We start from the raw sequence: 12,623 nt of genomic DNA on the forward strand, positions 1-12,623 counted from the left end.
TCACCTGGCGTTGCCCCTGCGCGCGAGCGAGTCGATCGCCACGGCCAGGGCCAGCACCGCCGCCGTCACCATGAACCTGACGGAGGAGTCCACGTTGAGCAGCAGCATCCCGTTCGTGATCGACTGGATCACCAGGATGCCGAGCAGCGCCGCGTACGGCCGGCCGCGCCCCCCGAACAACGACGTCCCGCCGATCACCGCGGCGGCGATGGCCATGAGCAGGATGTCGCTGCCGCCGGACGCCTGGTTCACCGCGGACAGGCGGCCGGCCGCGAGGATGCCGCCGAATCCGGCGAGCACGGAGGCGAGCACGAACGCCAGCACCCGGACCCTGGCCACGTTGATCCCGGCGCGGCGGGCGGCTTCGGCGTTGCCGCCCACCGCGTACGTCCACCGGCCGAACACGGTGTGCCTGAGCACGAGGTCGAGCGCGATCACCAGCGCGCCGAAGATGACGAGCAGCAGCGGCACGCCCCGGTCGGCGGACAGGATCGTCACGGCCCCCGCGAGCACCACCGCAATCCCGCCGATCCGCACCACGGTCAGGTACGCCGCAGGCACCGGCAGGTCCGCCGCCACCCGCGCCCGCCTGCCGATCGTCGCGGCCGCCGCCCAGCCGCCGGTCAGCGCCGCCACCAGGGCCCAGGCGAGCCAGGCCGGCAGCCAGGTGTCGCTCAGCTTCGAGACGAACCCGTCGAACGGCAGGTTGATCGTGCCGCCCTGGCCGAGGAGGTAGAGGAGCAGCCCCTGCCAGCCGATCAGCCCGGCCAGCGTCACGACGAACGACGGCATGTGCAGCCGGGTGTGCATCAGCCCGTGCAGCAGGCCGATGGCGCCGGCCGCCGCGAGCGCGACCGCGATGGCGGCCACGGGGTTCCAGGACTGCTTGACGTACAGGATCGTCATCACCACCGCGCACAGGCCGCTGACGGAGCCCGCCGACAGGTCGATCTCGCCGAGGAGCAGCACCATGATGATGCCGAGCGAGATCGTGCCGGTGGCCGCCATCTGCAGGGCGAGGTTGGTGAGGTTCTCGGCGGACAGGAAGTGCTCGTTGAGCGTGCCGAAGACGATCGCGATGACGACGAGCCCGCCCACCACCGGCCAGGCTCCGAGGTCTCCGCGCCGCAGCCGCCCCACCGCCTCCTTCGGCGTGTACGGCCTGCGCGTCAACGTGTCAGCCTTCATTCTGCGCTCGCTCCGGTGATCGCGGCGACGATGGCCTCCTGGGAGGCGTCGGCCGTGTGGAACTCGCCGGCGTTGCGCCCGAGCCTGAGCACGACCACGCGGTCGCTCATCGTCCGCACGTCGGCGAGGTTGTGGGTGATGACCAGCACGGCCAGGCCCCGATCGCGCAGGCGGGCGATCAGGTCGAGGACCTGGGCCGTCTGCTCCACGCCGAGAGCGGCGGTGGGCTCGTCGAGGATGACCAGGCGGGGTTCGCCGATCAGGGCCCTGGCGATGGCCACGGACTGGCGCTGGCCGCCGGACAGCATCGCGACGGGCATCCTGATGTCGGGGATCCGCACGTCGAGGGAGGTCAGCAGGTCGCGGGTGGCGCGTTCCATGGCGAGATGGCCGAGCACCGACCAGCGGCGGCGTTCGGCACCGAGAAACAGGTTGGCGACCACGTCGAGGTTCTCGCAGAGGGCGAGGTCCTGGTAGACGGTGGAGACGCCGAGGGCCTGGGCGTCGCGGGGAGTGGCGATCCTGACGGGGTCGCCGTCCACGGTGATCGCTCCCGCGTCGGGGGTGATGACCCCGGCCAGGGCCTTGACGAGGGTGGACTTGCCGGCGCCGTTGTCGCCGACGAGGGCCACGACCTCGCCTGCGCGCAGGTCCAGGCTCACGCCGTCGAGGGCCTGGACCGCGCCGTACGTCTTGGAGATGCCGGTGACGGAGAACATCTACTGGATGCCAGCCGTCGTGCACGCGTCCTTGACCTCGGGGGTGCAGAGGTCCGCGGCCTGGTAGAACCCGTCCTTGACGATCGTGTCCTTGATCTTGTCCTTGGTGACGGGGATGGGGTCGAGGAGGAAGGCGGGGATGTCGGCGGTGCCGTTGTTCACCTTGGCGGGGGCGGCGGGTCCCTGGCCCTTGGTGAGCGCGACGGCGAGCTCGGCGGACTTCTCCGCCTCGGCCCTGATGTCGAGGTAGATGGTCATGTACTGCTCGCCGGTGAGGATGCGCTGGACCGCCGCGAGCTCGGCGTCCTGGCCGGTGATCGGCGGGAGCTCCTTGTAGCCGGCGCGCTTCATCGCCGCGATCGCGCCGCCGGCCATGCCGTCGTTGGCCGACAACACGCCCACGACGGTGTCGCGGCCGAGCGCGGTGATCGCCTGCTCCATCTGCTGCTGGGCCTTGTCGGGGCTCCAGTCGGGGGTGTCGAACTCCTTGCCGATCTTGACCTTGCCGTCGAGGATGTTGTGCGCGCCCTTCTTGTAGTCGGCCGAGCTGGGGTCCGTCGGGGCGCCGTTGATCATCACGATCTGGCCCTTGCCCGTGCTGCCCTTGGCGGTGAGCGCGTCGAGCAGCGCCTGACCCTGCATCTCGCCGACCCGCACGTTGTTGAACGAGACGTAGTAGTCGTAGCCGATGCCGGAGATCAGCCGGTCGTAGGCGATGACCGGGATCTTCTTCTGCTTGGCCTGGTTGACCAGCGGGGCCACCGCGGCGGCGTCGACCGCGTCGAGCACCAGCACATCGGCGCCCTGGGTGAGGGCGGCCTCGACCTGCTGCTGCTGTTTGGCGGCGTCCTGGTCGGCGTTGCTGTAGAGCACCTTGCAGGCGGGGCAGAGGGCCTTCACCTTCGCCTCGAAGAGCGGCCGGTCGAAGGCTTCGTATCTGGTGGTCTTGGACTCCGGCAGGAACAGGGCGATCGTCGCCGCCTCGTCCTGGGGGACGGCGGACGCGGTGCCGCCCGCGCCGCCGGATCCGGTGCCGCAGGCGGCGGCCAGCAGGACCGCCACGGCTGGGAGCGCCTTCCATCCTCGGTGCATCGCATCGTTCCCTTCCCGCGCTCACCTTGTAGTAAGAAAGGTAATTTACTATCAAGGGAGTTGACTACCCTTTCTGGAGTTCACCTCAAGAAGGAGGCCGGAGTGCGGCGTGAGCTGGGGAACCCGCGGCTGTTGCGGGTGATGAACGAGCGGCGCCTGCTCGACCGGCTGCACGACCACGGCCCGGCGTCCCGAGCCGACCTGGCCAAGGTCACGGGGCTGTCGAAGCCCACGGTCTCCGCGGCGCTGGCCGGGCTGGCGGATGACGGGCTGGTCCACCTGGTGGGCGAGGTGTCCGGCCGGCCGGGGCCGGTGACCTCGCTCTACGACATGAACGCCGGCTCCGCGCACGTCGCGGGCATCGACATCGGGCGCGACTGGAACCGGGTCGTGGTGGCCGACCTGAGGGGTTCGATCGTGGGGCGCAAGGACGGCCGCAACGAGGCCCGCAACACGGCCGACCTGGCCCGCCACGTACGCGAGCTGGCCCACGCGGCCGCCGCGGAGGCCGGCCTGGAGTGGTCGGCCATCACGTGTGCCGTCGCCGGCACTCCCGGCGTCTACGACCCGGTGGCGGGACGGCTGGACTTCGCCTACAACCTGCCGGGCGCCGACCTGGTCGAACGGCTCCGCTCCGCGCTCGAGCCCGACCTCGTCATCGAGAACGACATCAACCTCGCGGCCGTCGGCGAGCACGCCTACGGGGAGGGCAGGGGCAAGGCGCACTTCGCCCTCGTCTCCATCGGCACCGGCGTGGGCATGGGCATCGTGGTCAACGGCGAGCTGTACGTCGGCGCCCGCGGGGCCGCGGGTGAGGTGTCCTACCTGCCCGCCACCGAGGACCCGCCGGCGGCCGGGGACCCGGTCCTCCTGGAGCACGGGTCCACCGAGGTGGTGGCCTCCGCGCCCGGCGTGGTGCGCGCGGCCCGCGCCGCCGGGCTCGACCTGGGGAGCGCGAAGAAGGTCTTCGAGGCGGCCGGGCGGGGCGATCCCACCGCCCTGGCCGTGGTCGAGGCGGAGGGGCAGCGCATCGGCGGGCTGGTCGTCGCGGTCGCGGCCGTCCTCGACCCGGAGGTGATCGTGCTGAGCGGCGGGGTGGGGCGCAACCTCGACCTGCTCGGCGGCGCGATCGAGCGCCGCGTGGCCGCGCTGGGGCCGCTCCGGCCGCGGGTGGTGGCCAGCGCGCTCGGCGACAGCGGGGTGCTGCTGGGCGCCGTCGCCCGCGCCAGGAAGCGGGCCTGGGAGCTCATCTTCGAGGCCCGCCTCGGCTGAGGGGCTCCGCCATGCTTTTGCTCATTCTGCTAATTGTGCCGGGAACCTCTGCTCCGCCGAGAAACGTCAATGCATGCGAATGGACCAGCCAAAAACGGGGTGTATGCATTTAGCCATTTAGGGGGAGGCACATGGACGGAGCTTTCTACACGACCGCCATCGCACTGCTCGCGCTCGTCGCTCTCACCGCGGTCCGGACACAGGTCGCGTTGTTCCTCGCCCGTTCCACCACGGGCCGCAGGACGAGTTATCCGCTGAATCTGTACGAGACGGCGTACCTCGCGGGAGGGCCGCGCCGGGTGATCAACACGGCGCTGGTGTCGCTGGTCGCCCAGGGCGGGGTGCGGGTGTCGAGCGAGGGGATCGTCACGCCGGTGCAGGGGTTCCGGCCGAACAACCGGATTCCGGTCGAGCGGGCGGTGTATCGGCACGTCACGACGGGTGCGGGCGGGCGTACCACGGCGGAGGTACGCCACAGCGCGGGCGGCGACCACGCGATGCGGCGGTTGTCCACGCCGTTGTGGCGGCAGGGGTTCCTGATGGCGCCGGCCGACAGGGTACGGTCGCGGCGGCGTACGAGCCGGCTGGTCGTCTTCGCCGCGCTGGCGGCGATCGTGGCGGTGGTGAGCCCATTCCTGCGCGGGCCGCTGGGCGCGGTCGTGATCGCGGCCGCGGCGGCCGTCGTCGGGACGGCCTGCTTCTACTGGCTGCGCCGCCACCTGGCGATCCCGCTGACGAAGGCCGGGCGGAACGCTCTGGAGCGGGCCGAGCCCCAGGCTCTGGCGGACGGGTCGTGGAAGAGCTCGGACGACATCAGGCTGGTGGCGCTGCACGGGCTGACCAAGCTGCCGGATCGGCGGCTGGCCGGCACGCTGCGGCGTGACACGCGCGCCAGAGGCAGGCTGTACGCGACGTGCTGCGCTCCTGGCCACTGCGGGTCGTACGGCGGCGGGGTCATCCCCGCTTACGACAGCGGGTACTCAGGAAGCGACTCAGGTGGTGGGTTCTTCGACTTCGGCGGCCTCTTCGACTTCGGCGGCGGCTCCCACGGGTCTCATGGAGGCGGCTACGACGGGGGCGGCGGTGGCGGGGACTCCGGCGGTGGCGGAGGAGGAGACGGTGGCGGCGGAGACGGTGGCGGCGGCGGAGGGTGCGGCGGTGGCGGATCGTGACGCCATCTTCGCGGCATGGCTCAGCACGGCGATCAGCCCCGCCCGTACCGGTCCTCGGCCCGCCAGAAGTACCAGAACCCGGCCCCGAGCGCGAACACCGCCCACACCAGGCACGACGTCCACACCATCTGCGGCGGCGTATGGTCGTCGATGAGGATGTCCCGCATCCACTCGATGTAGGACGCCGCGGGGTTCAGGTACATCAGGGTCGCCACCCACTCGGGCAGCCCCGCGCTGTTGACCACCTTGTCATGGATGGCGAAGAAGACACCGGAGGCGTACAGCCACGTACGCAAGATGAACGGCAGCAACTGGTTGAGGTCCCGCAGCGAGGCCCCCATCCGCGCCAGGATCAGCCCGGCCCCGATGTTGAACATCGTCTGCAGCAGCAACACGATCGGGATCATCAGCCAGAACCAGTTGGGCAGCTCCCCGGTCACCACCACGATGACCAGCAGCACCCCCATGGAGATGGCGAGCTGCTGCAGCTCCTGGATCGTGTACGCCAGCGGCAACGAGGCCCGCGGAAAGTGCAGGGCGCGGATCAGCGACAGGTTGCCGGAAATCGACTTGGCGCCCGCCGTGACGGTCCGCTGCGTGTACGTGAAGACGAACATCCCGGTCAGCAGGAACGCCGGATAGTTGTCGATGTTCTTGCTGCCGCCCAGGATGAGGCCGAACATCACGTAGTAGATCGCGGCGTTCAGCAGCGGGGTGAGCACCTGCCACAGCTGACCAAGCGCCGAGCCGGAGTATTTGGAGACGTTGCGCGAGGTGGCGTACGTCAGGACGAAGTGCCGGCGTTCCCACAGGTGCCGCAGGTAGCCGAGGAACCGGGGCCGCGCGATCGCGGGGCGCAGCCCGTGCTTCCTGGCGAGCTCGGCCAGCGACTCCGGCGAACCGTCTTCCACTTGGCTCATAAAGCACCTCGATGAACCGATGGGCCGTTCGATGTCCGATCATCCCTTGTCGCAGGGGGCGGCGGTCCAGTTTTCGGCCGGAGCGTCGCGGAGTCGAGCCCGTCCGGCCCGGAGCCGCCCTCAGCCCCGATAGGGCCGCAGCGTCTCGTCGAGGGCGTCGCGCATCGCGTCGGCCAGGGCTCCTTCGCCGGTCAGCGCCCACAGGATGAGCACGCCGTTGTACGTCACCTGGACCGCCCGGGCCAGCCGCCCCACCTCCGTCCCGCCCGCCAGCTCCCCCGCCGCCACCGCTTCGGCCAGCAGTGCGGCGATCTCGTCGCGGGTGCGCCGGGCGTGGGCGGCGGCGTGCGCGCGGAACTCGGGATCGGTCAGGTCGAGCTGCAGGAAGCCGAGGCTGTTGGCCAGCTCCTCCGGGGTGGACGCGCCCTCCGACAGGTTCACCACGGCCGCCCGCAGCGCCTCGATCGGCGAACGGTGCTCCAGACGGGCCCGCTGGAACGGCAGGCGTACCGTCTGCGTGGAGTGGCCGGCGAGCGCGAGCAGCAGCCCCCGCTTCGACCCGAACCGCTGCACCAGCGTGGCCGGCGACAGCCCGGCCTCTTGGGCGACCGCGGCCAGCGTGAGACCCTGCGTGCCGTGCCGCCCGATCGCGCGCGCGGTGGCCTGGAGAATGGCCTCGTCGCTGGTGGTACGCGGCCTGCCCATGATCGCCTCCGAAAGTCAACGAACAGTCGTTTACAAACTGGGCAGATGGCGGCGAGCGTGCTCGATGAACGCCCTGGCCGCCGGGCTCTTCGGCCCGCCCTCCCGCCAGACCACGCCCATCCTGCCGCGCATGCTCGGCTCGGTGATGTCCAGCACATGCAGCTCGGCCGCGGCGGCGGCGACCGCCGACTCGGGCAGGATCGCCACGCCGAGCCCGCGCCCGGCGAGCTGCCCCAGCACGTACGGCTCGCTCGCCTCGAACGCCACGTGCGGCGCGAACCCCGCCTGCGCGCACACCTCCTCCAACACGGTACGCAACCCCGTGCCGACCGGCAGGCTGATCAGCGGCAACCCCTTCAACCCCGCCACCGTGATCGAACGCCCGGCGGCCAGCTCGTGATCGTGGTGTACGGCCGCCACGAGCGCCTGATCCACCACGACCTGCACCTCCACTCCGGGCGGCAACGCGCCGCCGAGCCCGAGCAGGCCGAAGTCGAGCCGCCCGCTCTGGAGGCCGTCGACCAGCGTCTCCGGGTCGGTCTCCACGAGCGAGATCTCCACGGCGGGGTGCCGCTCGTGAAAGCCGGACAGCATGCCCGGCAGGTCGAGCACGGAGGGCGCGGAGACGCCGCCCATCACGACCCGGCCGCGCAGCAGCCCGGTGAACTCGTCCACGACCAGCCGCATCCCGTCCACCGCCGCCAGCGCGGCCCGCGCGTAGGGGAGCACGGCCTCGCCGACCGCCGTCAGCCGGACCGTGCGCCCCGACCGGTCGAACAACTCCTCCCCCACCTCCCGTTCGAGCTGGCGGATCTGCGCGCTCACGCCGGGCTGCGCGACGTGCAGCCGGGCCGCCGCCCTGGTGAAGCCTGCCTCCTCGGCGACGGCCACGAAGTATTCGAGCTGACGCAGTTCCATAACCAGGAATGCTAGCAGGACGTCAATCCATCTTCCTGGCTTCTAGGTGGCCACTCCGGTCACCGCGAAGCGTTCCACGGCGGCGACGTGGCCGCCGGTGGAGGCCACGATGGTCAGCGTCCGTCCCGGGATCGCCGTGAAGGCGACCTCGCCAGACCAGGGCGTGTTGGTCCCTCCCGCGCCCACGCAGCACGACTCGCCCAACGGCTCGGCGGCGCCCGGCCCGCGTACCTGGATCCTGATGCTCTCGTCCACGCCCGAGATGCGTCCGCCCACGGTCACCGGCGAGCCCACCCTCGCGCCGTAGCCGGGCTCGGTGAGCGAGAACGACGTGTCGTCCGTGCCGACCACCTCCCACGGCGCGTCCCCGCCCGAGCCGTACCTGACGAGGTGGACGACGGCCGCGACCAGCGGCCGGGGCCCCTCCTCACCGCGGAAGCCGACGTGGACCCGCGCGTGCCGCCCCTGGCTCACGGTCGTGACGGCCTGGCCGATCTCGGTGAAGCCGAGGTAGTCGCGGGTGAAGGCGATCGCGGTACGGGCCGCGTCCAGCCGCCACGCCTGGCGGCCGTCCGCACGGTATGAACGCTGCCAGGCCGCCACCTCCTCCGGACCGGAGAACGGCCACAGCGGCTGATAGCCCCCGGCGACCAGGACATCGCGGGGACGAGGCCCGGGGGTGATGGTCGTGGGCGGGGGCAGGCTCGTGGTCGGAGGTGAGCCCGTCACGGTGGCCGTGGCTCGTGGCCCTCCCCCGTCGCCGCATCCGGCGACGATCAGCCCGGCCACGATCAGCCCGGCCATGATCGGCAGCGGCACGGCACGCCCGCTGAACCATTCCATAGGCACCTCCCGGCGTCACCGAAGGAAGTACCCGCAGCGCGCCGACCTCATGGGACGCGTCCGCGCCGGTCCGGCGGCTCATGGCTGGGGGGCGCGTGCGCGGGTAGCGTCCAGAACATGGCCACCTTCGACCTGACCAGGCTCCGCGCGGTCGTCTTCGACACCGACGGCGTGGTCACCGACACGGCACGGGTGCACGCCGCCGCGTGGAAACACGTGTTCGACGCCTTCCTGCGGGGCCGCTCGGCGCCGTTCGACATCCTGGCCGACTACCTGCGGCACGTGGACGGGCGGCCACGCCTGGACGGAGTCCGTACGTTCCTCGCCTCGCGCGGCATCTCGCTGCCCGAGGGCGGCCCGGACGACGAGTCCGGGGCGGCCACCGTGCACGGGCTGGGCCTGGCCAAGGACGCGCTGTTCGTCGAGCAGATCGAGCGGCACGGGGTGGCCGCCTTCCCCGGCACCGTCGTCCTGCTGCACGAGCTGCGCCGGCGCGGCTGCCGTACCGCCGTCGTGTCGGCCAGCAGGCACTGCCGCGCGGTCGTGTCGTCGGCGGGCCTGCTGCACCTGTTCGACGTGCTGGTGGACGGCAACGACGCAGCCGAGCTGGGCCTGCCGGGCAAGCCTGACCCCGCGCTGTTCCTGGAGGCCGCGCGCCGCCTGGAGCTGCCCCCGGCCGAGGTGGCGATCGTGGAGGACGCCCTCCCGGGTGTCGAAGCGGGGCGCAGGGGCGGGTTCGGGCTGGTCGTCGCGGTGGACAGGAGCGGAGCGGGATCGGCGCACGACGGATCTCAGGCGGCGATGCGGGCCGCCGGGGCGGACGTCGTCGTCCAGGACCTGGCCGACGCGACCGTGGCCGGGCGCGTGCCCGTGGGGCGGCGATGAACGCCTGGATCCTCACCTACGAAGGCTTCGACCCGGCAGCCGAAGGCCTGCGCGAGGCCCTGTGCACGCTCGGCAACGGCCGCTTCGCCACCCGCGGCGCCACCCCCGACGGCCGGCCGCGCACCCCCGGCACGTACATGGCAGGCTGCTACGACCGCCTCGACTCCAACGTCGCCGGCCGCACCGTGACGAACGAGGACCTGGTCAACCTGCCCGACTGGCTCCCCCTCAGGTTCGCCACCCCGGGATCCGACTGGTTCCGGCCGCAGCGGGCCGACCTGCCGCTCTACCGGCACGAGCTCGACCTGCGCCACGGCGTCCTGCTGCGCGAGCTGCGCTGGCGCGACGGCGAAGGCAGGACCACCCTGGTACGCCAGCGCCGCCTGGTCTCCATGGCCGACCCCTACCTGGCCGCCCTCGAAACCACCTTCACCGCCGAGAACTGGGCGGGCCCCCTCCGCGTACACGCCACCTTGGAGGGCCGCGTCGCCAACTGCGGCGTGCCCCGCTACCGCGACCTGCGCGGCGACCACCTCACCGGGCACGCCACCGGCTCCGAGGACGACCTGGCCTGGCTGACGGCCGTCACCCGCTCCTCCCACATCACCGTGGCCCTGGCCGCCAGGATCGACACCGACGCCCCCGCCCGCCCGTCGCTCGCCCAGGACCACATCACCTCCGACCACGTACTCGACCTGGCCCCAGGCGAACCGGCCAGGCTCACGAAGATCGTCGCGCTGACGACCTCGCGCGACCCCGCCAGCCACGACGCCCGCTCGGCGGCCCTGCGCCACGTCCGCCGGGCGCCGCGCTTCGACCACCTCCTGGCCCGCCACGAAGCCGCCTGGGAACGCCTGTGGCGGCGCGCCTGCCTCGACGTGGACGGCCCCGAGCTGACGCGGATCGTCCACCTGCACATCTTCCACCTGCTCCAGACCCTCTCCCCGCACACCGCCGACCTCGACGCCGGGGTCCCGGCCCGCGGCCTGCACGGCGAGGCGTACCGGGGGCACGTGTTCTGGGACGAGCTGTTCGTCCAGCCCTGGCTGGACCTGCGCTTCCCCGAGATCTCCGTCGGCCTGCTGCGCTACCGCTGGCGCCGCCTGCCCGAAGCCAGGGACGCGGCCAGGGCGGCCGGGCACGACGGCGCCATGTTCCCGTGGCAGAGCGGCAGCGACGGCCGCGAGGAGACCCAGACCCTGCACCTCAACCCCGCCTCCGGCCGCTGGCTGCCCGACCGCTCCCACCTGCAGCGGCACGTCGGCCTGGCCATCGCCTACAACGTCTGGCAGCATTACCTCGCCACCGGCTCCATGCCACCGTGGTGCGCCGAGCTGCTGCTCGACATCGCCAGGTTCTTCGCCTCACTGGCCGAGCCCGCCAACGGCCGGTACGAGATCCGCGGCGTCATGGGCCCCGACGAATACCACGACAGCTACCCCGGCGCGACCGCCCCCGGCCTGGCCAACAACGCCTACACCAACGTCATGACCGTCTGGCTGATGATGCGCGCCCGCGACACCGCCGAACTCGCGCCCCACCTGGCGCCCACCGCCGCCGAGCTGGCCCGCTGGGACGACGTCGGCCGGCGCATGCGGGTCGACTTCCACGACGGCGTCATCAGCCAGTTCACCGGCTACGCCGACCTGCGCGAGCTCGACTGGGACCGCTACCGGGGAGTGCGCCGCCTCGACCGCGCACTCGAAGCCGAGGGCGACGACGTCAACCGCTACAAGGCCTCCAAGCAGGCCGACACCCTCATGCTGTGCTACCTGCTGCCCGGCGACGAGCTGACCGCCATCCTGCGACGCCTCGGCTACCCGGTCGAACCCGGCCTCATCCCGCGCACCATCTCCTACTACCTCGAACGCACCAGCCACGGCTCCACCCTCAGCGCCATCGTGCACGCCTGGGTCCTGGCCCGCTCCAACAGGGCGCAGTCGTGGGAATTCTTCACCGAAGCCCTCCAAAGCGACCTCAAAGACGTCCAGCGCGGCACCACCGCCGAAGGCATCCACCTGGGCGCCATGGGCGGCACCCTCGACCTCCTCCAACGCTGCTATCTGGGTCTCGAACTCCGGCGCGACGGGCTCCACCTGGACCCCCTGGTGCCCGACCGGCTCGGCCTGCTGTCCATGCCGATCCGATACCACGGGCGCCAGATCTTCATCGACGCCGACGACCGCGAGGCACGTATCAACGGCATCGCACGCCGTACCTACAGACGAGGAGAAGCGATCATGACACGCACAGGTGATCTGGGACGCCGCATCATCCACCACCGCGAACGCCTCGGGCTGACCCACGAGCAGGTCGCCGAGCAGGCCGACATGTCGCCGGGCTACGTCAAGTATCTGGAGGAGAACCCCGACACCCCGGACACCGGCGCGCTCTACCGGCTGGCCGACGCCCTGCAGACCACGGTCGACGACCTGCTGGGCGCCCGCCAGGACCGGCCGCCGGGGTACGGGCCCGCCATGGCCCACCCCACCCTGGAGGTGCTGGAGCAGGAGGAGTGCCTGCGGCTGATCGAGCCAGGGGGGATCGGGCGAGTGGCGTTCAACGGCTCACACGGGCCGACCGTGCTGCCCGTCAACTACAAGATGCACCACGGCGCCATCATCTTCCGCACCGCCGTCGGCGGCCCCATGGACCGGGACCTGCGCACCGGCCTCGCCGGAGTCGACATCAAGATCGCGTTCGAGATCGACATGATCGACGAGGCCAACCGCGAAGGCTGGAGCGTCCTGGTGCAGGGCCCCGCCCACCACGTGCCACCCGAGGAGACGGCCGAAGCCGCCGGCTCGGGCGTCACGCCGTGGGCGGGCGGCGAGCGCCTGCTCTACATCCGGATCGTGCCGCACCAGATCGTCGGCCGCCGCATCCACGGCATGTGACCGCAGACCGCC

11 protein-coding genes are annotated in these 12,623 nt (G+C 71.7%); 4 read left to right on the top strand and 7 right to left on the bottom strand.

Annotated elements, in window-relative coordinates; genetic code table 11:
* The 3 genes from ACFLIM_RS07640 to ACFLIM_RS07650 are packed head-to-tail and all read right to left on the bottom strand — an operon-like array spanning position 1 to position 2,999.
* Positions 1-1,188, bottom strand: a complete 1,188-nt coding sequence (locus ACFLIM_RS07640; RefSeq protein WP_393163405.1) for a sugar ABC transporter permease — start codon at positions 1,186-1,188, stop codon at positions 1-3.
* On the bottom strand, positions 1,185-1,907 hold the full coding sequence (locus ACFLIM_RS07645; RefSeq protein ID WP_393163407.1) for an ATP-binding cassette domain-containing protein: 723 nt from the start codon (positions 1,905-1,907) through the stop codon (positions 1,185-1,187). The genes ACFLIM_RS07640 and ACFLIM_RS07645 overlap by 4 nt, the downstream gene beginning before the upstream one ends.
* A complete protein-coding gene (locus ACFLIM_RS07650; RefSeq protein WP_393163409.1) occupies positions 1,908-2,999 on the bottom strand; it encodes a sugar ABC transporter substrate-binding protein in 1,092 nt (363 codons plus the stop codon).
* Between the two features lie 102 nt (positions 3,000-3,101).
* On the opposite strand from ACFLIM_RS07650, the gene ACFLIM_RS07655 reads away from it, so the two are divergent.
* On the top strand, positions 3,102-4,271 hold the full coding sequence (locus ACFLIM_RS07655) for an ROK family transcriptional regulator (RefSeq protein ID WP_393163411.1): 1,170 nt from the start codon (positions 3,102-3,104) through the stop codon (positions 4,269-4,271).
* A 131-nt stretch (positions 4,272-4,402) separates the two neighbouring features.
* A complete protein-coding gene (locus ACFLIM_RS07660) occupies positions 4,403-5,443 on the top strand; it encodes a TIGR04222 domain-containing membrane protein (RefSeq protein WP_393163413.1) in 1,041 nt (346 codons plus the stop codon).
* Between the two features lie 32 nt (positions 5,444-5,475).
* On the opposite strand, the gene ACFLIM_RS07665 is transcribed toward ACFLIM_RS07660, so the two are convergent.
* From ACFLIM_RS07665 to ACFLIM_RS07680, 4 genes are all read right to left on the bottom strand, one after another.
* On the bottom strand, positions 5,476-6,363 hold the full coding sequence (locus ACFLIM_RS07665) for an ABC transporter permease (protein WP_393163415.1): 888 nt from the start codon (positions 6,361-6,363) through the stop codon (positions 5,476-5,478).
* Between the two features lie 120 nt (positions 6,364-6,483).
* Positions 6,484-7,068, bottom strand: coding sequence for a TetR/AcrR family transcriptional regulator (locus ACFLIM_RS07670; protein WP_393163417.1), 585 nt, complete (start codon positions 7,066-7,068; stop codon positions 6,484-6,486).
* Positions 7,069-7,098: 30 nt separating this feature from the next.
* Positions 7,099-7,986, bottom strand: a complete 888-nt coding sequence (locus tag ACFLIM_RS07675; RefSeq protein ID WP_393163419.1) for a LysR family transcriptional regulator — start codon at positions 7,984-7,986, stop codon at positions 7,099-7,101.
* 42 nt (positions 7,987-8,028) lie between these two features.
* A complete protein-coding gene (locus ACFLIM_RS07680) occupies positions 8,029-8,829 on the bottom strand; it encodes a hypothetical protein (RefSeq protein ID WP_393163421.1) in 801 nt (266 codons plus the stop codon).
* 117 nt (positions 8,830-8,946) lie between these two features.
* Between ACFLIM_RS07680 and ACFLIM_RS07685 the strand changes: the two genes are divergently transcribed.
* Together ACFLIM_RS07685 and ACFLIM_RS07690 are read left to right on the top strand one after the other, a co-directional pair.
* Positions 8,947-9,714 carry an HAD family hydrolase gene (locus ACFLIM_RS07685; protein ID WP_393163424.1) on the top strand — a complete coding sequence of 256 codons (768 nt, stop codon included), beginning with the start codon at positions 8,947-8,949 and terminating at the stop codon, positions 9,712-9,714.
* The gene (locus ACFLIM_RS07690) at positions 9,711-12,611 is read left to right on the top strand and encodes a pyridoxamine 5'-phosphate oxidase family protein (protein ID WP_393163426.1); all 2,901 of its coding nucleotides are present in this window, start codon (positions 9,711-9,713) and stop codon (positions 12,609-12,611) included. The genes ACFLIM_RS07685 and ACFLIM_RS07690 overlap by 4 nt, the downstream gene beginning before the upstream one ends.
* Positions 12,612-12,623: the final 12 nt, after the last annotated feature.

Origin of the sequence: Nonomuraea marmarensis, from assembly GCF_043197025.1 — a bacterium.
GTDB classification, from domain to species: Bacteria; Actinomycetota; Actinomycetes; order Streptosporangiales; family Streptosporangiaceae; genus Nonomuraea; species Nonomuraea marmarensis.